The organism is Blastococcus sp. CT_GayMR19 (genome assembly GCF_004570385.1).
Taxonomy (GTDB): domain Bacteria; phylum Actinomycetota; class Actinomycetes; order Mycobacteriales; family Geodermatophilaceae; genus Blastococcus_B.
In genome coordinates, this window is the sequence record NZ_SPQL01000002.1 from 463,714 (window position 1) to 485,289 (window position 21,576).

The 21,576-nt window shown below is 72.0% G+C and carries 24 protein-coding genes and 1 pseudogene; all 25 read left to right on the top strand.

The features are described 5' to 3' along the window. Positions 1–57 precede the first annotated feature (57 nt). A complete protein-coding gene (gene flgB, locus E4P39_RS04925; RefSeq protein ID WP_135135232.1) occupies positions 58–405 on the top strand; it encodes a flagellar basal body rod protein FlgB in 348 nt (115 codons plus the stop codon). 1 nt (position 406) lies between these two features. Beyond that, positions 407–811, top strand: a complete 405-nt coding sequence (gene flgC / locus E4P39_RS04930; protein ID WP_135135233.1) for a flagellar basal body rod protein FlgC — start codon at positions 407–409, stop codon at positions 809–811. Between the two features lie 2 nt (positions 812–813). Then, positions 814–1,128 (top strand): flagellar hook-basal body complex protein FliE, encoded by a 315-nt coding sequence (gene fliE / locus E4P39_RS04935; protein ID WP_135135234.1) that lies wholly within the window; start codon positions 814–816, stop codon positions 1,126–1,128. After that, positions 1,128–2,723 (top strand): flagellar basal-body MS-ring/collar protein FliF, encoded by a 1,596-nt coding sequence (gene fliF, locus E4P39_RS04940; protein ID WP_135135235.1) that lies wholly within the window; start codon positions 1,128–1,130, stop codon positions 2,721–2,723. Before fliE ends, fliF begins: the two co-directional genes overlap by 1 nt. Positions 2,724–2,784: 61 nt before the next feature. Continuing rightward, positions 2,785–3,864 (top strand): flagellar motor switch protein FliG, encoded by a 1,080-nt coding sequence (gene fliG, locus E4P39_RS04945; protein WP_135135236.1) that lies wholly within the window; start codon positions 2,785–2,787, stop codon positions 3,862–3,864. Positions 3,865–3,879: 15 nt separating this feature from the next. Then, complete coding sequence (locus tag E4P39_RS04950; RefSeq protein ID WP_135135237.1) at positions 3,880–4,617, top strand: FliH/SctL family protein; 738 nt, start codon at positions 3,880–3,882, stop codon at positions 4,615–4,617. Between the two features lie 73 nt (positions 4,618–4,690). After that, entirely contained in the window at positions 4,691–6,001 is a 1,311-nt protein-coding gene (locus E4P39_RS04955) for a FliI/YscN family ATPase (protein ID WP_135135238.1), read from the top strand. Then, on the top strand, positions 5,998–6,465 hold the full coding sequence (locus tag E4P39_RS04960; protein WP_135135239.1) for a flagellar FliJ family protein: 468 nt from the start codon (positions 5,998–6,000) through the stop codon (positions 6,463–6,465). The genes E4P39_RS04955 and E4P39_RS04960 overlap by 4 nt, the downstream gene beginning before the upstream one ends. After that, the gene (locus tag E4P39_RS04965; protein WP_135135240.1) at positions 6,453–7,400 is read left to right on the top strand and encodes a transglycosylase SLT domain-containing protein; all 948 of its coding nucleotides are present in this window, start codon (positions 6,453–6,455) and stop codon (positions 7,398–7,400) included. The genes E4P39_RS04960 and E4P39_RS04965 overlap by 13 nt, the downstream gene beginning before the upstream one ends. Beyond that, positions 7,397–9,040, top strand: a complete 1,644-nt coding sequence (locus E4P39_RS04970; RefSeq protein ID WP_135135241.1) for a flagellar hook-length control protein FliK — start codon at positions 7,397–7,399, stop codon at positions 9,038–9,040. The genes E4P39_RS04965 and E4P39_RS04970 overlap by 4 nt, the downstream gene beginning before the upstream one ends. 18 nt (positions 9,041–9,058) lie before the next feature. Then, positions 9,059–9,481, top strand: coding sequence for a flagellar hook capping FlgD N-terminal domain-containing protein (locus E4P39_RS04975; protein ID WP_135135242.1), 423 nt, complete (start codon positions 9,059–9,061; stop codon positions 9,479–9,481). 65 nt (positions 9,482–9,546) lie between these two features. Then, positions 9,547–10,797: a flagellar hook protein FlgE gene (locus E4P39_RS04980; protein ID WP_135135243.1), complete on the top strand. Its 1,251-nt coding sequence runs from the start codon at positions 9,547–9,549 to the stop codon at positions 10,795–10,797. A 239-nt stretch (positions 10,798–11,036) separates the two neighbouring features. Continuing rightward, positions 11,037–11,324 (top strand): flagellar FlbD family protein, encoded by a 288-nt coding sequence (locus E4P39_RS04985; protein ID WP_135135244.1) that lies wholly within the window; start codon positions 11,037–11,039, stop codon positions 11,322–11,324. A gap of 3 nt (positions 11,325–11,327) precedes the next feature. Next, complete coding sequence (locus tag E4P39_RS04990) at positions 11,328–12,098, top strand: MotA/TolQ/ExbB proton channel family protein (RefSeq protein ID WP_135135245.1); 771 nt, start codon at positions 11,328–11,330, stop codon at positions 12,096–12,098. After that, positions 12,095–12,997, top strand: a complete 903-nt coding sequence (locus E4P39_RS04995) for a flagellar motor protein MotB (protein ID WP_135135246.1) — start codon at positions 12,095–12,097, stop codon at positions 12,995–12,997. Before E4P39_RS04990 ends, E4P39_RS04995 begins: the two co-directional genes overlap by 4 nt. After that, positions 12,994–13,443, top strand: coding sequence for a flagellar basal body-associated FliL family protein (locus tag E4P39_RS05000; protein ID WP_135135247.1), 450 nt, complete (start codon positions 12,994–12,996; stop codon positions 13,441–13,443). The genes E4P39_RS04995 and E4P39_RS05000 overlap by 4 nt, the downstream gene beginning before the upstream one ends. Positions 13,444–13,586: 143 nt before the next feature. Further along, positions 13,587–14,684, top strand: a complete 1,098-nt coding sequence (locus tag E4P39_RS05005) for a flagellar motor switch protein FliM (RefSeq protein WP_135135248.1) — start codon at positions 13,587–13,589, stop codon at positions 14,682–14,684. Next, complete coding sequence (fliN, locus tag E4P39_RS05010) at positions 14,681–15,427, top strand: flagellar motor switch protein FliN (protein WP_135135249.1); 747 nt, start codon at positions 14,681–14,683, stop codon at positions 15,425–15,427. Before E4P39_RS05005 ends, fliN begins: the two co-directional genes overlap by 4 nt. Continuing rightward, entirely contained in the window at positions 15,424–15,855 is a 432-nt protein-coding gene (locus tag E4P39_RS05015; RefSeq protein WP_135135250.1) for a flagellar biosynthetic protein FliO, read from the top strand. Before fliN ends, E4P39_RS05015 begins: the two co-directional genes overlap by 4 nt. Continuing rightward, positions 15,852–16,706, top strand: coding sequence for a flagellar type III secretion system pore protein FliP (fliP, locus tag E4P39_RS05020; RefSeq protein ID WP_135135251.1), 855 nt, complete (start codon positions 15,852–15,854; stop codon positions 16,704–16,706). The genes E4P39_RS05015 and fliP overlap by 4 nt, the downstream gene beginning before the upstream one ends. Next, positions 16,706–16,981, top strand: coding sequence for a flagellar biosynthesis protein FliQ (gene fliQ / locus E4P39_RS05025; protein ID WP_135135252.1), 276 nt, complete (start codon positions 16,706–16,708; stop codon positions 16,979–16,981). The genes fliP and fliQ overlap by 1 nt, the downstream gene beginning before the upstream one ends. Before the next feature lie 3 nt (positions 16,982–16,984). Next, positions 16,985–17,749, top strand: coding sequence for a flagellar biosynthetic protein FliR (fliR, locus tag E4P39_RS05030; RefSeq protein ID WP_135135253.1), 765 nt, complete (start codon positions 16,985–16,987; stop codon positions 17,747–17,749). A 1-nt stretch (position 17,750) separates the two neighbouring features. Continuing rightward, complete coding sequence (locus E4P39_RS05035) at positions 17,751–18,899, top strand: EscU/YscU/HrcU family type III secretion system export apparatus switch protein (RefSeq protein WP_135135254.1); 1,149 nt, start codon at positions 17,751–17,753, stop codon at positions 18,897–18,899. A gap of 198 nt (positions 18,900–19,097) precedes the next feature. Then, complete coding sequence (flhA, locus tag E4P39_RS05040; RefSeq protein WP_135135255.1) at positions 19,098–21,143, top strand: flagellar biosynthesis protein FlhA; 2,046 nt, start codon at positions 19,098–19,100, stop codon at positions 21,141–21,143. Beyond that, positions 21,124–21,576 (top strand): annotated as a pseudogene (locus E4P39_RS05045) (hypothetical protein); the annotation flags it as partial. The gene flhA and the pseudogene E4P39_RS05045, both read left to right, overlap by 20 nt.

Genomic DNA, 21,576 nt, shown 5'->3' on the forward strand with positions numbered 1-21,576 from the left:
CCTTCCGCGTACCCGGAGGCCGATCGTGTCCTGCCCCTACTGCCGGCGAGAAGTGTCGTGATCGGCGAGATCACGCCCGCCGCGCTGCATGCCAGCCTGTCCGGGCTGGCCCAGCGGCAGCGCGTCACCGCTGACAACATCGCGAACGTCAACACGCCCGGCTTCCTCGCCGGCCGGGTCGACTTCGAGTCGTCCCTGCGCGGAGCACTGCGCAACGGCGATACCCCGCAGATCAACGGTGGCATGACGGTGCGCTCGCTGGAGCCGACGAACACCAACGGGAACAACGTCAATCTCGACGCCGAGACGCTGATCCAGTCGGAGACGGGCCTGCGCTACCAGTTGGCCCTCAACGCGCTGGACGGCAAGTACAACTCGCTGCGCACCGCCCTCAGGACGCAGTGAGATGGCCATCTTCGATTCGCTCGGGATCTCCGGGTCCGGGCTCATGACCCACCGCAAGTGGCTCGACGCCGTCTCGGACAACATCTCGAACATCAACACGGTCCGGCGCACGAACGAGGACGCGTTCCAGGAGCGGTTCATCGTGGCCCAGTCGGTGGACTACGGCTCGGGCGGGGGTGGCGTTCGCGTCGCGCGCACCGAGTTCGGAACCGGCGAGGGGCGCATGGTCCACGAGCCGGACCACCCGCTCGCCGACGCCGAGGGCTACGTCAAGTACCCCGACGTCGACCTCGGGGACCAGATGACCCAGCTGATGATGGCCCAGCGGGGCTACCAGGCCAACCTCGCCGTCGTGGAGCGCGCCACCAGCATGTACCAGGCTGCCCTCCAGCTCGGGAAGGGCTGATCATGTCGTTCCCGATCGGCGGGATCATGCCCGTCGGCATGGGCGCCGTCACCGGCGTCGCCGGCGCCACCGAGGGGGTCGCCCAGGCGCAGCGCGCCGACGGCTTCTCCGCGGTGCTGTCCGCGACCTTCGACAAGCTGCAGGGCACCCAAGCGGCGTCCGACCAGCTCGCGGCGCAGGCTGCGACCGGCGACCTGAAGGACGTCCACGACTACATGATCGCCAGGAACGAGGCGTCCCTCGCGACCGAGATGGTCGTGACCTTCAAGAACAAGGCCGTTGAGGCCTTCAACGAGATCATGAGGATGCCTGTCTGATGAAGTCGGCACTCGCCGGGACGGTGGAGCGCGCCCGTTCCACTCTCTCCACGATCAGCCTGGGGCAGAAGGTCGTCATCGGCCTGCTGCTCGTCGGGCTGCTTCTCGGCGGGTTCTTCTTCCTCCGCTGGGTCACCGCCCCCACCCAGGCACCGCTGTTCTCCAACCTGGCGTCCGCGGACGCGTCGGCGATCGTCGACGAGCTCGCCGCGGCCGGTGTGGCCTACGAGCTCACCGACGGCGGCCAGACGATCATGGTCGCGAAGGACTCGGTCTACGACCTGCGCCTGTCCATGAGCGGCAAGGGCCTGCCGGCCGGCCAGGACACCGGGTACGCCCTCCTGGACGAGGCGGGCATCACGACCAGCGAGTTCCAGCAGCAGGTGACCTACCAGCGGGCGCTGGAGGGCGAGCTGTCGAAGACCCTCGAGGCCCTCGAGGGCGTGCGTTCGGCGGTCGTGCACGTGGCGCTGCCCGAGGACGAGGTCTTCGTGACCGAGGAGGCCAAGCCGACGGCCTCGGTGCTGCTCGACCTGGCGCCGGGCACGGCCCTCTCCGGCGAGCAGATCCAGGCCGTCACCAACCTGGTCTCCTCCAGCGTCCAGGACATGGAGCCCGACCAGGTGACGGTCGCCGACTCCACCGGGCAGGTGCTCTCGGCCGCCGGGACCGGTGTGACCGCGGCCGCCGGTGATGCCCGCTCGCAGGTCGAGCAGGACTACGAGAGCCGGCTGTCGGCCAGCGCGCAGAAGATCCTCGACTCCGTCGTGGGCCCGGGCCGGTCGGTCGTCTCCGTCCGCGCGGACGTCGACCTCTCCCAGCGGGACACCACGTCGGAGACCTACACCTACGACAACGGCACGCCCCCGATCTCGGAGAGCACGACCACCGAGAACTACAACGGGGCCGGGGTGCCGGTCGGCGGCGTCCTCGGGCCGGAGAACATGCCCGACGCGGCGGCCAACGCCGGCGCCGGCGACTCCAGCTACGAGAAGGAGTCGACGACCTCGAACAACGCCGTCGGCAAGACCACCGAGGTCGTCGAGGGCGCGCCCGGTGACATCCGGCGGCTCACCGTCTCCGTGGTCATGGACGACGCCGTGGCCGCCAACCTCAACCAGCAGCAGATGCGCGATCTCATGATCACCGCCGTCGGCCTGGACGACGCCCGCGGCGACGACATCACGGTGGCGTCCCTGCCCTTCGACACGACCGCCGCCGACAACGCCGCCGCCGAGATGGAGGCCGCCCGCGAGGCGGAGGCCGGCGAGGCGATGTGGTCGATGATCCGCTCCGGCGGCATCGCGGCCGGCATCGCGCTCGTCGTCCTGCTCGTGTGGCTGCGCTCCCGCCGGATGCGGGACGACGAGGAGGACTACGAGCCCCTCGAGCTCAGCGACGACATGCTGCTCGAGCTCGACCGGCTCCGCATCCAGAGCACCCGCGAGGCGGCTCCGACGATCGACACCCGCCAGATGGAGCTCGAGGCCGCGGAGCGCCAGAAGGTCCGCGGCGAGATCTCCACGATGGTCAGCGAGAAGCCCGACGAGGTCGCGGCGATGCTCCGCGGCTGGCTGAGCGAGAACAAGTCGTGACCACCGGACCACGCAGCACCCGGACCGCGGGCGCACCGACGACGACCAGCGAGGAGGCGGCATGAGCATCGCCAGTGTCGAGGCCCTCCTGGGGGTGGGCGGGAACCTGCCCGCGCCCATCGCCCCGCCCCCGCCGCGCCCGGAGATGCCGGGCCTGCGCAAGGCGGCGGTCTTCCTCGCCCAGATGAGCAAGGAGGAGGCCGGCGTCCTGCTGTCCAAGCTCCGGCCGCGCGAGGTCGAGGCGCTGACCCGCGAGCTGATGCGCCTGGGCTCGGTGGAGTCCGAGGACGTCGACGGCGTCATGAACGAGTTCCACGGCCTGATGACCGCGCAGCACTTCATCGGGCGGGGCGGCGTCGACTTCGCCCGCGAGATCCTCGCCGCCGGCCTGGGCGAGGACAAGGCCGGGGACATCCTGTCGCGGCTCAACGTCGTCTACACCGAGGTGCCGTTCGCCTCCCTGCGCAATGCCGACGTCCGCCAGCTCGTGACCTTCCTCAAGGACGAGCACGCGCAGATCATCGCGCTCGTCCTCGCCCACCTCACCGCCGCGCAGTCGGCCGAGGTGCTCTCCGGGTTCGCCCCCGAGCAGCAGGCCGAGGTCGCCCACCGGATCGCCATGATGGACCGCACCTCACCGGAGATGGTCCGCCTCGTCGAGGAGGAGCTGGGCCGCCGGATGGGCTCGCTGCTCGCGCACCAGGACATGACCACCGTCGGCGGCGTCGAGACCCTCGTCGAGATCATCAACCGCTCCCCGCGGCCGACCGAGCGCTCGATCCTCGAGTGGCTGGACAACACCGACCCGGAGCTCGCCGAGCAGGTCCGCTCGCAGATGTTCGTCTTCGAGGACATCGTCACCATCGACGACCGGTCGCTGCAGCAGGTGCTGCGCGAGGTCGAGGCGAACGACCTGGCCACCGCCCTCAAGGGGGTCCGGCCCGACGTCCGCGACAAGGTCGTCCGGAACCTCTCCGAGCGCGCCGCCGAGAACCTCTCCGAGGAGATCGAGCTGCTCGGCCCGGTCCGCACCCGCACGGTCGAGGAGGCCCAGGCCAAGGTCGTCGGGATCATCCGCACGCTCGAGGAATCGGGCGTCCTGACGCTGACCCGTGGACAGGACGATGAGTTCGTTGCGTGACGCTGAGTGGGACCGATGACGGCGCGTGAGGGCGTCCTGCTCCGCGGCTCGGGCGCGGAGCGGGCGGTCCCCTACCGCGACCAGGGCCCGATCCAGCAGCAGCACACCGGCGAGCGGCGGACGACGATCCGGCGCGCGGCGGACCTGCCGGTCGCCGTCAACGGCGGGACGTCCTTCCGCCTGGGCGACGTCTACGCCGAGGAGCTGACCCGGCTGCGCCACCACGCGCACGCCGAGGGCTTCGCGGCCGGCCACGCGGAGGGCATGACCGCCGCGGCCTCCGTCGTCGCCGAGGCCGAGCGGGTGGCGGCGGAGCGGCTGCTCGACGTCCAGGCGCGGTGGGAGCGGCGGGTCGCCTCCGCGACCGCGGCCCTCGGTGCGGCGGCTACACGGTTCGACGACGCCGCGACGCCGGTGGCCGACGAGATCCGCGAGACCATCATCGGGACGGTCCTGACCCTGGTCGAGGACCTCCTCGGCCGAGAGCTGGAACTGGCCGACTCCCCCGTCCTCGACGCCATCCGCCGGGCGCTGACCCTCTGCCCCGCCGACGCGCCGACCGTGGTCCGGGTCCACCCGGACGACCTCGCCGAGGTCCCCGCAGAGGCCCTCGCGGCGCTCCCCGACACCGTCCGGGTCGTCGGCGACCCCTCGATCGAGCGGACCGGAGCGGTCGCCGAGGCCGGCGCCCAGCGGATCGACGCCCAGCTGCGGGCCGCGCTCGAGCGGGTCCAGGCGGTGCTGGCGACGTGACCGAGCTTGCGAGGTCACGCAAAGACACAGCACCAGTGGTCACGTGTCCGACGAGCGCCAGCGAGGAGGTCACGTGACCATCCCCCTCCCGCTGCTGAACCGTGCCCGGGCGGCCGCCCGCCCCCAGGTCACCGGCTCCGTCACCGGCGCGATGGGCCTCACCCTGACCGTCGACGGCATCTCCGCCGCGGTGGGCGACCTGGTGGAGGTCAACCCCGGCGACCGGGGTCTGCTCGCCGAGGTCGTCGCGGTCGGCCGCGACCGGCTCACCTGCATGCCACTGGGCAACCTGTCCGGCGTGCACGCCGGCGCGCCCGTCCGTGCGACCGGCATGCCCCTGCAGGTCCCGGTCGGCGAGGCGCTGCTCGGCCGGGTGCTCGACGGGCTCGGCCGCCCGGTGGACGGCGGCCCCGCCCTCGGCTCCATGGTCTCCTTCGTCGACCTGGCCAGCGAGACGCCGCACGCCCTCTCCCGTGCCCGGGTCGAGCAGCCGCTGACCTTCGGCGTCCGCGCGCTGGACACCCTCGTCCCCTGCGGCAAGGGCCAGCGCCTGGGCATCTTCGCCGGCTCCGGCGTCGGCAAGTCCAGCCTGCTGGCCCAGATCACGCGCGGCACCGACGCCGACGTCCGGGTCATCGGCCTCATCGGCGAGCGCGGCCGCGAGGTCCGCGAGTTCCTCGAGGAGAACCTCGGCCCCGAGGGCATGGCCCGCACCGTCGTCGTCGTCGCGACCTCCGACGAGCCGCCATTGGTCCGGCTCAAGGCCGCCTTCGTGGCGACCCGCATCGCCGAGGCCTTCCGCGACCAGGGCCGCGACGTCCTCCTGCTCATGGACTCGATCACCCGGACCGCCATGGCCCAGCGCGAGGTCGGGCTGTCGGCCGGGGAACCGCCGGCCACCCGCGGCTACCCGCCGAGCGTGTTCGCGATGATGCCGACGCTGCTGGAGAAGGCCGGCACCGGCGTCACCGGCTCCATCACCGGGCTGTACACCGTCCTCGTCGAGGGCGACGACCACAACGAGCCGATCGCCGACACCGCACGATCCATCCTGGACGGGCACATCGTGCTGACCCGGAAGCTGGCCACCACCGGCCACTTCCCGGCGATCGACGTCCTCGAGTCGATCTCCCGCGTGGCCTCCGCCGTGGTGCCGCCGCAGCAGATGGCCGACGCGCGCGAGGTCCGCCGGATGATGGGCGCCCTGCGCGACGTCCGCGAGCTCATCGAGATCGGCGCCTACCAGCCGGGCAGCGACCCGCTGGTCGACCGGGCGCGGCAGCTGGCGCCGGCGATCGAGTCCTTCCTCCAGCAGCCCATGGGTGACTCGACCCCGCCGGAGGAGTCCTGGGCGTGGCTCCAGCGGATCGTGAGGGGCGCATGAAGCGCGCGACCTTCCGGCTGCAGCCGGTCCTCGAGCTGCGCCGCACCCAGGAGCGGGCCGCGGCCACCGCCGCCGCCGAGGCCGCCACCGCGGCGGCCGACGCGGACCGCCGCGCCACCGACTACGAGACCACCCTCGCCGCAGCGGTCCTCCCCCGCTCCCTGACCCCCGGCGCGTTCGTCAGCGCCATGACGCTGCTCCGGACGGCGGCCACCGACGCCTCCGCCGCCCGCTCGCTCGCGACCGCCTCGGCCGAGCAGGCGGAACTGGTCCGCGCCTCGTGGACGGAGGCCGCCCAGCGCACCAAGGGCCTCGAGCGGCTGAAGGAACGCCACCATGCCGCGCAGCAGGCCGCCGAGGACGCCGCGGAGGAGCGGGCCGTCGACGACCTCGTCACCGGCCGCGCCGGTCGGGTCCACCCCCTCGACGCGTCGTCGGACGGGGAGGCGTCGTGGACGCGGTGATGCAGGTCCAGGCGCGGATCAGCGAGATCCAGACCCGGTTCGTCTTCGGGGCACGGCCGTCCTCCTCCGCCGGCTGGACCTCGGCGGCCTCCGCCGCCGGCCTGTACGGCACGACGGACGCCTCGGCGTACGGCGCGACCGGCGGCACGGCGTCGGAGAGCGCGGTCGTGGCCGAGGCACAGAAGTACCTCGGCGTCCCGTACGTCTGGGGTGGCACGGACCCGGCGAAGGGGCTGGACTGCTCCGGCTTCACCAAGCTGGTCTACGGCAACCTCGGGATCGAGCTGCCCCGGGTCTCCTCCCAGCAGGCCACCGCCGGCGAGCCGGTCGCGTCGCTGGCCAAGGCGCGCCCCGGCGACCTGGTGTTCTTCGACCACTCGAAGGACCGGCCCGGCATCGACCACGTCGGGATCTACATCGGGAACGGCAAGATGGTCGCCGCTCCCCAGCCCGGCGAGTCGGTCAAGGTCCAGGACGTCGGCAACCCGACGGTCATCCGCCGCGTGCTGCCCGCCCAGGCCACGCCGGCCACCGCCACATCGGGCGCCGCGCTGGCCGGCGTCCCCTACGCCGACCTGTTCTCCCGCGCGGCCAGCCGCCACGGGATCGACGCCTCGCTCCTGGCGGCGGTGGCGCAGCAGGAGTCGAACTTCAACGCCTCCGCGGCTTCGCCTGCCGGGGCCCAGGGCCTCATGCAGTTCATGCCGGCGACGGCGGCCGGACTCGGCGTCAACGCCCTCGACCCGGGGTCGGCGATCGACGGTGCCGCGAAGTACCTCGGCAGCCTGACCAAGCAGTTCGGCTCGACCGAGCTCGCCCTGGCGGCCTACAACGCCGGCCCCGGCACGGTGAGCCGCTACGGCGGCATCCCGCCCTATCCCGAGACCCAGAACTACGTCCGCAGTGTGCTGACCAAGGCGGAGGCCTACCGATGAACGCTCCCGTGACCGCCACCCTCCCGGGCGTGCGACCGGCTACCCCGCGCTCCTCCGAGAACGGGGGCGGACACAGCGCTGCACCGTTCGCGTCCGCCCTGGACGGCGCACTGTCCGAGAACCGGGCGTCGGAACGGGGCGTCGAGCGGCGCAGCACCCCCGGCGACCGCGCCGACCGCGCCGACCGCGCCGACGAGCGGGCCGCGCCCAGGGACCAGCGGATCGAGGACCGGGCGCGGGCCGCCGGTGCGCGGGCCGACGACCGGACCGCCCGGGCGGAGGCTCGAGCGGAACGGGCGACCGCGCGGACCACCCGCACGGCCGCCGAGAAGGGGCAGCGGGACGTCGCGGACGCCGACCCGGGGAGCCGGGACGGCGACGCGACGGTGCCCGAGGAAGGCGCCCCGGCCGCCGAGGAGACGACGGACCCGGCCGGGAAGTCCGCGGAGGCCCCTCGTGGCGGACTGCCCGCCCTGTGGGCCCTGCTCATGGGGGGCTCGCTGGCCACCGCCCCTGTCCAGGACGCCGCTCCCGACGCGGGCGCTCCCGCCGCGCCGCTGCCGGGCGTCGCGGGCATCGACCCGGCCACAGCGGGCGGTCCCGCATCGACCGCCACCGTTCCGGGCATCCTCCCCGGCGACGCGGCGGCGGCAGCCGCTCCGGCGGTCACGGGCGTGGCGGTGCTCGCCCAGGCCGTCGCGACGACGGTCCCCGCTCCGTCCGCTCCGGCCGCCGAGGGGCTGCCCGCGGCCTTCTCCGCCGTCCTCGCCGAGGCCGACGCCGTCGTTCCGACGGCGACCAACCCGCAACCGGGCGCGCCGGCAACGGCTGCGGCTCCGGTCAGCGCCCTGCCGGTGGATCTGGTCCTCGACGCCACGACGGCTGTGGGCACGACCGCCCCGACGGAGGTGCCGGTCGTCGTCCCGACCCCGGCACCGGTGACTCCGGACGGCGAGGTGGCGTCCCCGACCGGCTCGAGCAGCGCTGACGCCGTCGTCGCTCCTGCGGGCGGCACCCCCGGCGAGGCGCTGTCCGCCGATGCCGGTGGCGCCGGCCAGCCGGGCGGCGACGACAGCCCGCCGCCGGCCGTCGGCACTCCCGGCCAGGCCGCCGTCGCCCCGGTGGCATCCGGTGCCTCCGCGACCACGGCCGCCGTCGCTGCCGCCGACGGCGCCACCGGGGCGGACGCGAACCTGCCGGTCGGTGCGCAGGTGGCCCGCCAGGTCGCCGTCCTCAGCGGGGGGCCCGACGGGGACCACTCGATGACGCTCGTGCTGACGCCGGACACCCTGGGCGAGGTCCAGGTGCAGGTGACCCTGAGCAAGGGCTCGATCGAGCTCGCGCTGCGGGGCGCCCACGAGCACGGCCGCGCCGCGCTGATGGACGCGCTCCCCGAGCTGCGGCGCGAGCTGGAGGCGGCCGGGCTGAATCCGTCCCGCGTGGAGGTCGCCCGCGACACCGGCGGCTCGTGGCTGGACCGCCAGCCGAGCCCGCAGCAGGGCTTCGGCGAGCGCGGCGGTCAGCACGATCGCGGCGAGAACCGGTCACGACCCTGGGGTCGCCCTGCCGATATCGGTGGGAGCGGGCCGTCCACGAACCCCAACCGTTCCACGTCGTCCGGCGTGGACGTGCTCGTCTGAGAAGGAGCTGAGCGACCGATGCCGGACGCAGTGAGCGCGACGAACGTGGCGACGTACTCCGCCGCCACCACCGTGGAGCGCAAGGACCAGGGCAGCCAGAAGGACATGTTCCTGAAGCTGCTCGTCGCCCAGATGAAGTACCAGGACCCGTCCAACCCGGCCAGCAGCAGCGAGTTCATGGCGCAGACGGCGACCCTCACCCAGGTGGAGAAGCTGGAGGAGATCGCCGCACAGAACGCCTCGATGCTCGCCCTGCAGCGCTCCAGCAGCGCCGGCGCCCTCGTCGGGCGGACCGTCAGCTACACCGACGACACCGGGGCGACGGCGACCGGCAGGGTCAGCGCGGTCCGACTCGGTAACGGCAGCTCCGAGGCCACGGCCATGGTCGGCGGCGTCGCCGTCCCGATGGGCCGGATCACCGAGGTGTCCACCTCCGCCTGACCGCCCGACCCACATCGACCGGCACACCGCCTGACGGCGACCCGACTTCCGAGGAGCTCCTCCGCATGCTGCGTTCCATGTTCTCCGCCATCTCCGGCCTCCGCGCCCACCAGACGAAGATGGACGTCACCGGCAACAACATCGCCAACGTCAACACCGTCGGCTTCAAGGGTTCTCAGACCGTCTTCCAGGACACGCTGTCCCAGGTGATCCGCGCCGGCGGCGCCCCCGCGGCCGACCGTGGTGGCACAAACCCGGCGCAGGTCGGTCTCGGCGTCAAGGTCGCCGCGATCACCACCAACTGGACCCAGGGCGCGACGCAGTCCACCGGCCGGTCGACGGACTTCATGATCGAGGGCGACGGCTTCTTCGTGACGCGGAGCGGCACCGAGGAGCTGTACACCCGCGCCGGCTCGTTCGACTTCGACGGCACCGGCAAGCTGGTCACCCCCGACGGGTCCGTGCTGCGGGGCTGGATGGCCCAGCCCGACGGCACGGTCAACCCCAACGGGCCGATCGACGACCTGTCCGTCCCCTACGGCCAGCTGGTCAACCCGGTGCAGACCACCGGCGGCAACGTCATCGGGAACATGCCGTCCGAGACGCTGCCCGGCGAGTCCGTGCAGACCGGCATCACGATGTACGACAGCCAGGGCGTTCCGCAGAAGGTCTTCTACAACTTCACCAAGGACAACTCCACGCCCCCGGTCCCGGACACGTGGACCCTCGACGTCGTCCACAGTGACGGCACGGTCCTGCTCAGCGGCGAGGCCGTGGAGTTCGACTCCTCCGGCGTCCTCGTCACCCCGGACCCCACCGACCCGACCACCATGCCGCAGTTCACGCCCCCGGCCGCCTACGCGAGCTGGAGCGGCCCCGTGACGATCGACCTGTCCGCGATGACCCAGTTCGGCGGGGCGAACACGATCACCGCCCCGAAGCAGGACGGCTTCGCGCTCGGCTCGCTGCAGTCCTTCCAGCTGGGCAACGACGGCACGATCATGGGCGTCTACTCCAACGGCCTGCGCCAGCCGCTGGGCCGCCTCGCGCTGGCCTCGTTCAACAACCCGGGCGGTCTGGAGAAGGCCGGCAACTCGTCCTTCCGGGTCGGCGACAACTCCGGCGTGGCGCAGGTCGGCACGGCGGGCACGGGCGGTCGCGGCGTCCTCAACTCCGGCGCGCTGGAGATGTCCAACGTCGACCTCGCCGAGGAGTTCACCGGGCTGATCGTGGCCCAGCGCGGCTTCCAGGCCAACAGCCGCGTGATCACCAGCTCCGACGAGATCCTGCAGGACCTGGTCAACCTGAAGCGCTGACCCCGTCTCCTCCGCTTTCGGTACCGGAAGCGGAGGCGGGACGCGCAGCTCTCGGTACCGAAAGCTGAACCGGGCGGCCCGGTCACCCCTCGCGGGGGTGACCGGGCCGTTCGCGTGTCCCGCGTCGCCCGCCACGCGGGCGGGAGCGACCGGTTCGGCTCAAGGGAAGACGCAGGTGAGCCGATGTGAACAGTGAAGATCCCGCCCGCTCCGGGCCCCATCGAGCAAGAGGACCGACCGTGATCCGTGTGACGCGCCTGAACGGAGAGCGGTTCGCGCTCAACCCCGACCTGATCGAGCGGGTCGAGGCACACCCCGACACGGTCGCCTTCCTCGTGGACGGCACCAAGTACGTGGTGAAGGAGAGCGTGCACGAGGTGCTGCAGGAGATCCGCGAGTTCCGCGCGAGCATCCTCGCGACCTCCTACGAGATGGACCGGGGCGAGTACCACGGCGCCCCCGCCGCTGAGGCCGACACCACCGTCGTCTCCTCCGTGGTCCCGTTCCCGAGCCGCGAGGAGCGCTGACCCATGGATCCGGCCACTCTGATCGGGATGGCAGTCGCGGTCGCCGCGCTGTTCACCTTCATGATCCTCGAGGGTTCCGACCCCATGGCGATCTTCTTCCTGCCGGCGATGATCCTCGTGCTCGTCGCCACCCTGGGCGCGGCCATCGCGGGCTCGACCATGGCCGACGCCAAGAAGATCCCCGCCTGGTTCAAGCTGGCGATCCTGCCGGCCAAGGTGCCGCCGGTGACCGACCAGATCGCGATCCTGGTCAGTCTCGCCGAGAAGGCCCGCAAGGAGGGCCTCCTCGCGCTGGAGGCGCAGGTCAAGGACATCGACAACCCGTTCCTGAAGCGCGGCCTGCAGATGGGCATCGACGGCACCGACCCCGAGGAGCTGCGCGCCGTCCTGGAGGCCGAGATCGCGGCCAAGAAGGGCGAGGACAAGGTGGCCGCGAAGTTCTTCGCGGGCATGGGCGCGTACGCCCCGACCATCGGCATCATCGGCACGGTCGTCGGTCTGATCAACGTGCTGCAGAACCTCAACGACCCGGGATCGCTCGGCCCGATGATCTCCGCCGCCTTCATCGCCACGCTCTGGGGCGTCCTGAGCGCGAACTTCTTCTTCCTGCCCATGGGCGCGAAGATCCTGCGGATCAGTGAGGTGCAGGCCGCGCAGATGGAACTGCTGGTCGAGGGCATCACCGAGATCCAGGCCGGCACCAGCCCCCGCGCCGTCCGTCAGAAGCTCACCTCGCTGGTGCCGCCGAGCGAACAACAGAAGGAAGCTGCGTGAGCAGCGCCGGCCACGGTCGGAGAAGGCCGAAGAAGCACGAGGAGGAGGAGCACGAGAACCACGAGCGGTGGCTGGTGTCCTACGCCGACATGGTCACCCTCCTCATGGTGCTGTTCATCGTGCTCTTCGCCATCAGCCAGGTCGACAAGGCCAAGTTCGAGGAGCTGGCCAGCGGCCTGGCGTCGAGCTTCGGCGGCCCCATCAGCGTCGTCCAGGGAACCGCGCAGGAACCCAGCGTCCTCGACGGCGGCCAGCTGCCGGTGGACATCAAGAACGCCATCGGCCCGGCGCAGGACGTCGAGCAGGCGGCGGTCGACCAGGCCGCTGCGCAGGCGGCCGCCGAGCGGGCCGAGCGGGTGGCCGCCGAGGCCGCGGTCGCCTACGACGAGCTCGCCGAGGCCCGCGACCGGATCGACGCCGCCCTCAAGGCTGCCGGTCACGACGGCGCGGCCCGGTACGAGATCGACGAGCGCGGCCTGGTGGTCCACATCGTGGCCGACGCCGTCCTCTTCGACGCCGAGGAGGCCGTCCTGCGGCCCGAGGGGCGGCAGATCCTGGACGCCGTCGCGCCCAGCCTGACGTCGCTGCCCAACGTGCTGCGGATCGAGGGTCACGCCAACCACTTCCCGGTCTCGGCCGGCGGTCCGTGGCCGTCGAACTGGGAGCTGTCGGGCTACCGCGCCAGCACCGTCCTCCGCCACCTCGCCGGGAACGGGGTGCCGGAGCCGCGGATGTCCGCGACCGGCTACTCGTCCACCCGGCCGCTCGTCCCGGAGACCGACCCGACCGCCGTGTCGGTCAACCGCCGGGTCGACATCGTCGTCCTGTCCACCGCCTCGGCAGAGGCCAACGGCCTGCTGCCGGGCATCGACGCCGCACACCAAGGAGCCACGCCATGAGCACCAAAGAGAAGGCCCCCGAGACCGACGAGGCGCCGGTCAAGGGCGGCAAGAAGAAGCTGATCCTGATCGTGCTCGTCGTCCTCCTGGCGGCCGCGGGCGCGGCGTACTTCTTCCTGTTCACCGGCTCTGCAGAGGCCGAGGAGCCGGTGGCGGGCGAGGTCCTGTCGCTCGAGCCGGTCGCGGTGAACCTGGCCGGCGGCGGCTACCTGAAGGTCGGGCTAGCCCTCCAGCTGGTCGCGAGCGAGGAGGGGGGCCACGGCGCCGCTACCGGCCCCAGCGGCGCCAAGGCGACCGACCTGGTCATCTCCACGTTCTCCCAGGCCCAGCCGGCCGACGTCACCGGCGCCCGCGACGCGCTGAAGGAGGCCCTGGAGGAGAAGATCATCGAGGCCTACCACGGCGAGGTCATGGGGATCTACTACACGGAGTACGTGACCCAGTAGTCCCGTGGGACACGGTCCCCGGACCGTGCCCGTCCATCACGTCGCAGGCATCCCCGGCACCATCCGTCACATCTCTCCCCACGACCGGCGGCGCTCCGGCGCCGCCGGTCAGGGTGGGCCCACCCTCCGCCGATGAGGGGAGGGTGACCCAGCCCCCCGAGACCGGACCGGCCCCCGCCGGAGCGGAGGAGTCGTCCCCGGTCACGCCTCCGGCCCCCGCGCCCGAGGCCCCGGCACCGGCGGCCCCCACGCCCGAGGCGGCGGCAGGGACCGCAGCCCCGGCGCCGACCGCCGCTGCGCCCGCCACCCCCGCCCCCGTCGCCGGCTCCGCCGGCCGGAGCCGGCGCGGAGAGCCCCGCACCTACGACTTCCGCCGGCCGACGAAGCTCTCCCGTGAGCACGTCCGGGTCCTGCAGATCGCGCAGGAGGCGTTCGCCCGTCAGGCGACGACGATCCTCACCACGTTCCTCCGGGCGGGCGCCCGTCTCGAGCTCGTGGGCATCGAGCAGTTCGCCTACGACGACTACCTGGCGACGCTGCCCAACCCCGTCTTCATCACCACGTTCACGCTGGAGCCGCTCGCCGGCAAGGGCCTGCTGGCCTACCCGCTGGACATGGCCATGGCCATCGTCGACCACATGCTGGGCGGCTCCGGCCGGGCCGAGCAGCCGAACCGGCCGATGACGGCGATGGAGTCCGCCATCACCAACCACCTGCTCAGCCGGCTGCTCGACGAGTTCGCGACCTCGTTCGCCACCATCACCGAGATCCAGCCGGCCCTGAACGGGTTCGAGTACAACCCTCAGCTGGCCCAGGCCGCGTCGGGGTCGGACACGGTCATGGTGGCCACGTTCGACATGTCGGTCGGCAGCCGCGAGGGCGAGGCCACCCTGGTCCTGCCGTTCTCCTCCTTCGCGTCGGCGCTGAACAACGCGGCCTCCCCGCAGCTGTCGGAGACCGCCCTGGCCAAGCGCAGGCGCGCGGCCGAGGCGCTCACCGAGCGGCTGAACCTGGTGCCCGTCGACGTGAGCGTCCGCTTCGCACCGCTGACCGTGTCGTCGGCCGACCTGCTCTCCCTCGCGGTCGGCGACGTCCTGCTCCTGCGCCATCCACCGGACAGCCCCCTCGAGGTCACGACCAACGACGTGACGTTCGCCTACGCCATCGCCAGCAACCACCGGCGCCGCCTCGCAGCCGCCATCGTCCCCACTCCGTACGCCGCCGCGAAGGACACCGCATGACCACGCCCCGCACCGACTCGTCGCAGGACTCCCAGACCGTCTCCGCCGTGGTCACGGCCGCCGCGCGCGCCGCGGCGTCCCTGGTCCCCGCCATGGTGGCGCTCGTCCCCGGAGCTCCCGTCAGCGACCCCGACACCGTCCCGCTGCCCCCGGGTGCCGCCTCCGCCGTGTCGGCCGGGCTCTCGGGCGAGGTCAGCGGCGACATGGTGCTGGTCATCTCCGCGGACGTCGTCGAGGCGCTCAACAACTCCCCCGTCGGCCGGCTCGACATCGCGGCCGCCCTGCGCCCCGCGCTGGAGGCCGCCGCGGCCACGCTCGGCCGCGTGCGCGTCGCCTCGGAGCGGGTCGAGGAGCCGGTCGCGGCCCTGGACGGACTGCGCGACAAGGGCATGTTCGTCGCCGTCCCGCTGCTGGCCGACGGCGAGCACCAGGCGACCTTCGCCCTGCAGGTCACCCTGCCGGCGACGCGCACGCAGCGCGGCAGCCTGGACCTGCTGCGCCACGTGGCCATGGAGGTGACCGTCGAGATCGGCCGCACCCGGATGACCGTGCAGGAGCTGCTGTCGCTGCACCCCGGCGAGGTCGTCGAGCTCGACCGCGCGGCCAGCGCACCCGCCGACCTGCTGGTCAACGGCACGCTCATCGCCCGCGGCGAGGTCGTCGTCGTCGACGAGGACTTCGGCCTGCGGATCAGCGAGATCGTCACCGACGCCGCCGCCGAGCTGGGGCAGCTGTCCGCATGACGTGGATGATCATCCGGCTGATCCTGTGCCTGGGCTTCATCGCCGTGGTGCTGTTCTACGCCTCACGGCTGGCCAAGAAGCGTGGGCTCGGGCAGGGCAACGGCCTCATCGAGGTCGTCGCCCGGCAGCGCATGGGCCGCACGAGCACGGTGAACGTCGTCCGCATCGCCGACATCGTGCTCGTCGTCGGGGCCACCGAGGAGCAGGTGACCCTGCTCGCCGAGGTCGACGCCGAGACGATCGACCTCGCCCTCAGCGAGCGGCGTGGCCCCGTCCGGCTGGGCGCGGGCGAGGCCGGCCCGGCACTCGGCACCCCGGGCCTCGCCGCCCGGTCGACGTCAGGCGCGCTCGCCGGATCGGTGTTCGACCGCAACGGGTGGGGCACCTTCGTGCACCAGCTGCGCGAGCGGACGGTTCGCCGGTCATGACCGCGACCGCGCACCCGTTCCCGCGGGCGGCCGGCCCGGTCCTGCGGCGCCGCGCCGCCCTCGTCCTCCTCTTCGCCCTGCTCTGCACGGTGGGCGCCCTGGTGCTCGCCGGCCCGGCCGCCGCGGCGCCCGGTGACCCGGTGGCGCCGACCGCGCCGGTCGCCCCGGTCGCGCCGGTCGTGGACGGCGGCGTCGACATCTCCATCGGCGACGGCTCCCCGAGCTCGTCCATCACGCTGATCCTGGCGATCACGGTGCTCTCGGTGGCGCCGTCGGTGCTGCTGCTCTGCACATCGTTCACCAAGATCATCGTGGTGCTCGGACTGACCCGGAACGCACTCGGGCTGCCGTCCTCGCCGCCCAACCAGGTCCTCACCGGCATCGCCCTGTTCCTGACCCTGTTCGTCATGGGCCCGGTGCTCTCCGACATCAACGACATCGCCGTGCAGCCCTACATGGACGGCCTGATCACCGTCTCGCAGGCCTACGACTCGGGCGTCGTCCCGCTGCGGGAGTTCCTCCTGGACAACACCCGCTCGGACGAGCTGAAGCTGATGATCGGCCTCTCCGGCGAGGAGGCGCCGGCCGACCCGACGCAGGTCAGCATGACCACGCTGGTCCCCGCGTTCGTGCTCTCCGAGCTCAAGAGCGCCTTCATCATCGGGCTGGTCGTCTTCATCCCGTTCCTGGTGCTCGACATGCTCGTCAGCGCCTCGCTGATGGCGATGGGCATGATGATGGTGCCGCCGACCATCGTGTCGCTGCCGTTCAAGCTGCTGCTGTTCGTGGTGGTGGACGGCTGGGCGCTGATCACGACAGCCCTCGTGGGTTCCTACGGGGGTAGTGGCTGATGAGCGACGCCGACGTCACCCAGATCGCGGCCCAGACGATGATGGTCGCCGCGAAGGTCGCCGCCCCGATCCTGCTGACCGCCCTGCTGGTCGGCTTCCTGATCTCGGTGTTCCAGGCGGCCACCCAGATCCAGGAACCGACGCTGTCCTTCGTGCCCAAGATGATCGCGGTCGCGATCGCGCTGCTGGTCACCGGCAACTGGGTGCTCTCCGAGCTGGTGAGCTTCACCGAGAGCCTGTTCGACTCGCTGCCGCGGCTGCTCGACCGGACCTGACCGGTGGACTTCGAGGTCCCGGTAGCCACCCTCGCGGCACTGCTGCTGGGCGTGGCCCGCGCCACCGGCTTCGTGCTGCTGGCGCCGCCGTTCAACTCACGGAGCATCCCGGCACCGGTCAAGGGTGCCTTCGCGATGGCGCTGTCGCTGCTGCTCTCGACCCAGATCGCCCCGTCCCTGCCCGAGCCGACCCCGGGTTTCCTCGTCGTGGCCGCGGTGACGGAGGTGGTGATCGGCGCGGGGCTCGGCTTCGTCGTCCAGCTGCTGTTCACCGCCGTGCAGATGGCCGGCGACCTGCTCGACGTCACCGGCGGCTTCTCGCTGCAGCCGGCCTACGACCCCCTGGCGATGACGCAGAACTCCAACGTGGGCCGCCTGCACTACCTGCTGGCGATCACGCTGCTGTTCACCAGCGGCGGGCACCTCCTGATCGTCAAGGGGTTCGCCACCTCCTACGTGGGTCTCCCCGTCGGCGGCGACGTCCCCACCGATCAGCTCGCCGCCGTGATCATGACCGCCTTCTCGATGATGTTCCTGGCGGCCCTGCAGATCGCCGGGCCCATGGTGGCGGTGCTGCTGCTGGCCGACGTCGCGCTCTCGCTGCTCAGCCGGGCCGCGCCCGCCCTGAACATCTTCGCCATCGGGTTCCCGGTGAAGATCATGCTCACGCTGGCGATGCTGGGACTCACGTTCCCGCTGCTGCCGCCGGCCCTCGACGCCCTGCTCGAGCAGGGTGCCCGCGCCATGATGTCGCTGAAGAGCGGCTGACATGTCCAAAGACGGTCCCGGTGGTGAGAAGACCGAGAAGCCCACTCCCCAGCGCCTGAAGAAGGCGCGCAAGGAAGGGCAGATCCCGCGGACGCAGGAGCTCGGCACCTGGCTGGGCGTGGCGGCCGCCAGCGCGCTGCTGCCGATGCTCGTCAGCGACGCCTTCGACGAGGTGCAGAAGCTGTTCGTGCAGGTCGGTGCGGTGGCGGCACAGCCGGAGACCGAGAAGGTGCAGGTGCTGCTCGGTCAGGCACTCACCGCCTTCCTCACGGCGGTGCTCCCCACCGCCGTCGGGATGATGGTGGTCGGTACCGCCGCGTCGGCGTCCCAGGGCGGAGTCACGTTCGCCACGAAGTCGATGAAGCCCACGCTGAAGAAGATCAACCCCTTCCCGGGAATGAAGCGCATGTTCGGCACCCAGGGCCTCTGGGAGGCGGTCAAGGCGCTCATCAAGACGGCGGCCCTCGGGACCGTCGTGGTCATCACGAGCGACCGGGCGCAGGCGCTGGTCTCCTCGGCCGGCGCGCTGCCGCTCTCGGCGGTGGCGTCGACGTTCAGCGACTCCGCCATCCTGATGTTCCGGGTCGTCGCGGTGACCGGCCTCGTCATCGCCGTCGCCGACTACGTGGTCGTGCGCATGAAGATGATGAAGACGCTCAAGATGAGCAAGTACGAGATCACCCAGGAGTACAAGCAGGCCGAGGGTGACCCGCACATGAAGGCGCACCGCCGCGGGATCCAGATGGAGATGTCCCGGAACCGGATGATGAGCGACGTCGCCGAGGCCGACGTCCTCCTGGTCAACCCGACCCACGTCGCCGTCGCCCTGAAGTACGACCCGCAGAAGGGCGCCCCCCAGGTGGTGGCCAAGGGCGCCGGCGAGGTGGCCGCCAAGCTCCGCGAGATCGCCTCGGCGTCACGGGTGCCCCTCGTCCAGGACATCCCGCTCGCACGTGCCCTGCACGCCTCCTGCGAGCTCGGCCAGGAGGTCCCGGCCCAGCTGTTCACCGCGGTCGCCCGCGTGCTGGCGTTCGTGATGCACCTGGATGCGCGCGGCGTGAAGGGCGGCTTCCACCGGCCCGGCTTCGAGCCACCGGAGCTCGAGGGCCTGCCCAAGGCCGGACGACGCCGGGCGACGCCTGTCCCCTGACGGTGACCGACCCCGCGCGCCGGTGCCGCACCGCGGTCCCGGTGGCGCGCCGGTGCCGCACCGCCGTAGCGAGTTCCCGCTGCGGCGCGGTACCCGCTGCCGCGCCGCGGTCCCGCTGCGGCCGGTACCGCCCCGCCACCGGGCTGCCGATGAAGAACGGGTGACCCTCCGCCTGTCCTGCCTCCCGAGGACGGGCGCATGAAGGGCATGGGGAAGATGGCCGTCCCCATCGGCGTCGTCGCGATCGTCCTCATGCTGGTCGTGCCACTGCCGGCGGCGCTGATCGACATGCTGCTCGCGATCAACATCACGGCCTCGCTGCTGATCCTGCTGGTCGCGATGCAGATCAAGAAGCCGCTGGACTTCGCCGTCTTCCCGTCGCTGCTCCTCGTGGCGACCCTGTTCCGGCTGTCGCTGAACGTCTCCTCCACCCGGCTGGTGCTCACCGACGGCTACGCCGGAAAGGTCATCGAGGCCTTCGGGCACTTCGTGATCGGCGGCTCGCTGGTCGTCGGTCTGGTGATCTTCCTGATCCTGACCATCGTGCAATTCGTGGTCATCACGAACGGTGCCGGCCGTGTGGCCGAGGTCGGCGCCCGGTTCACCCTCGACGCCATGCCCGGTAAGCAGATGGCGATCGACGCCGACCTGAACGCCGGCCTGATCAACGAGAACCAGGCCCGCAAGCGCCGCCACGAGGTCACGGCCGAGGCCGACTTCTACGGCTCGATGGACGGTGCGTCGAAGTTCGTCAAGGGCGACGCCATCGCCGGCATCGTCGTCACGCTGGTCAACCTGATCGGCGGCTTCGCGATCGGTGTCATGCAGCGGGGCATGGAGCCCGGCGAGGCCGTCTCCACGTTCTCGCTGCTGACCGTCGGCGACGGCCTGGTCTCCATGATCCCGGCCCTGCTGATGTCCACCGCGACCGGCATCATCGTCACGCGCTCGGCCACCGAGGGCGACATGGGCACCGACCTGCTCGCGCAGCTCGGGCGGTTCAAGCAGCCGATGCGGATCGCCGGTGGCGCGGCCATCGCGCTGTGCCTCATCCCCGGTCTCCCCAAGCTGCCGTTCCTGATCATCGGGGGCGCCTTCCTCATCATGGCTTCGCGCATGTCGGAGACGCCGGTGGTCGACGAGGAGGCGGAGGCCGCGGCGGCCGCCGCCGACAACGAGCCGAAGCCGGACTCCCCGGAGGCCATCGCCGAGAAGATGCGGGTCGACCCGCTCGAGCTCGAGGTGGCGTTCGACCTCGTGGAGCTGGTCGACACCGCCCGCGGCGGCGACCTGCTCGACCGGGTCAAGGCCCTGCGCCGCAAGGTCGCCATGGAGACCGGCCTGGTCATCCCGCTCGTCCGCACCCGGGACAACCTGGACCTGCCCGGCTCGCAGTACGTCATCTGGCTCAACGGCGTCCCCGCCGCGAAGGGCATCTCGCCGGCGGGCACCGTCCTGGCGATCGGCGACAACCTCGACGGCATCCCCGGCAAGGCGACCCGGGAGCCGGTCTTCGGACTGGCGGCCAAGTGGGTCCCGGTCGAGCTGCAGCGTCAGGCGGAGATGTCCGGCGCCACCGTCGTCGACCGCTCCTCGGTCATCACCACGCACCTGGCCGAGGTCGTCCGGCAGAACGCCGCGGACCTCCTAGGACGCGAGGACGTCCGGCTCCTCGTGGAGATGGTGCGACGCACGCACCCCATCGTCGTGGAGGAACTGACCCCCACCCTGCTCACCCTGGGAGAGGTGCAACGCGTGTTGCACGCGTTGCTCGAAGAGGGTGTGTCGATCCGGGACCTGGTGCGCATCTTCGAGGCACTCTCTGTACGTGCAAAGTCGTCCCCCGACCTCGACGGTCTCGTCGAGGCGGCCCGGGCGGCCCTGGGCCCGGCGATCAGTCATCCGTACGTGACACCCGACGAGCGCCTCCACGTCTTCACCCTCGAGCCGGGCTTCGAGCAGCGGCTCCTGGAGTCCATCCGGCCGACGGACGCCGGCCTGGTGCTGGCCCTGGACGCCGCTGGCATCGACGCCCTCGTGCACGGCTGCAGCGGCATGCTCGAGGAGGCCGAACGTTCCGGCCTCTCCCCCGTCCTGGTGTGCTCCCCTCAGGTCCGCGCGGCCCTCTCGCGCCTGATGCGCCAGGTCCTTCCCCGGCTTCCGGTGATCTCCTACGCCGAGGTGTCCCGGACAGCGCAGATCGAATCGCTGGGAGTTGTGAGCGGTGCCGTTGCGATCCGTTGAGGCCGCCACGCGCGACGATGCGATCGCCGCGGCGCGCGAACAGTTCGGCCCCACCGCCCGCGTGGTCGGCGTGCGCCGCGTCCGTTCCGGTGGCGTGCTCGGGTTCTTCGCCACGGAGCGATACGTGGCCGAGGTCGCCTCCGAGCCGGCCGGCCGGCCCGCCGTCCCGGTGCCCGCCGCGTCCCGGTCCTCGGACGACGCCCGCGACGAGGCGCCGTCCGACTTCTCCTCCCCGCTGGCCTCGGCCGCACCCGCGCGGGCCCGGGTCACCGCGCCCGCGCGCAACGGTGCCGCGGCGTGGGCGGCCGAGGCGGCGCGCACCTCCGTGTCCTCCCCTGCCTCTTCCCCGGCCATGGCACGGGTCGCTTCCCCCGCCGCGGCCGACGTCCGGCCGGTCACGGCGCCCCGGCCGGCGTCTCCGGCACGGACCGGG

Excerpts from the sequence above, each read along its gene's own strand:
- fliG (WP_135135236.1), top strand. The coding sequence starts at position 2,785 with ATGAGCATCGCCAGTGTCGAGGCCCTCCTGGGGGTGGGCGGGAACCTG.
- flgC (WP_135135233.1), top strand. The coding sequence starts at position 407 with ATGGCCATCTTCGATTCGCTCGGGATCTCCGGGTCCGGGCTCATGACC.
- fliF (WP_135135235.1), top strand. The coding sequence starts at position 1,128 with ATGAAGTCGGCACTCGCCGGGACGGTGGAGCGCGCCCGTTCCACTCTC.
- flhA (WP_135135255.1), top strand. The coding sequence starts at position 19,098 with ATGAAGGGCATGGGGAAGATGGCCGTCCCCATCGGCGTCGTCGCGATC.
- E4P39_RS05035 (WP_135135254.1), top strand. The coding sequence starts at position 17,751 with ATGTCCAAAGACGGTCCCGGTGGTGAGAAGACCGAGAAGCCCACTCCC.
- E4P39_RS05000 (WP_135135247.1), top strand. The coding sequence starts at position 12,994 with ATGAGCACCAAAGAGAAGGCCCCCGAGACCGACGAGGCGCCGGTCAAG.
- fliE (WP_135135234.1), top strand. The coding sequence starts at position 814 with ATGTCGTTCCCGATCGGCGGGATCATGCCCGTCGGCATGGGCGCCGTC.
- E4P39_RS04970 (WP_135135241.1), top strand. The coding sequence starts at position 7,397 with ATGAACGCTCCCGTGACCGCCACCCTCCCGGGCGTGCGACCGGCTACC.
- E4P39_RS04990 (WP_135135245.1), top strand. The coding sequence starts at position 11,328 with ATGGATCCGGCCACTCTGATCGGGATGGCAGTCGCGGTCGCCGCGCTG.
- E4P39_RS04950 (WP_135135237.1), top strand. The coding sequence starts at position 3,880 with ATGACGGCGCGTGAGGGCGTCCTGCTCCGCGGCTCGGGCGCGGAGCGG.
- fliQ (WP_135135252.1), top strand. The coding sequence starts at position 16,706 with ATGAGCGACGCCGACGTCACCCAGATCGCGGCCCAGACGATGATGGTC.
- E4P39_RS05015 (WP_135135250.1), top strand. The coding sequence starts at position 15,424 with ATGACGTGGATGATCATCCGGCTGATCCTGTGCCTGGGCTTCATCGCC.
- E4P39_RS04960 (WP_135135239.1), top strand. The coding sequence starts at position 5,998 with ATGAAGCGCGCGACCTTCCGGCTGCAGCCGGTCCTCGAGCTGCGCCGC.
- E4P39_RS04980 (WP_135135243.1), top strand. The coding sequence starts at position 9,547 with ATGCTGCGTTCCATGTTCTCCGCCATCTCCGGCCTCCGCGCCCACCAG.
- E4P39_RS04975 (WP_135135242.1), top strand. The coding sequence starts at position 9,059 with ATGCCGGACGCAGTGAGCGCGACGAACGTGGCGACGTACTCCGCCGCC.
- fliN (WP_135135249.1), top strand. The coding sequence starts at position 14,681 with ATGACCACGCCCCGCACCGACTCGTCGCAGGACTCCCAGACCGTCTCC.
- fliP (WP_135135251.1), top strand. The coding sequence starts at position 15,852 with ATGACCGCGACCGCGCACCCGTTCCCGCGGGCGGCCGGCCCGGTCCTG.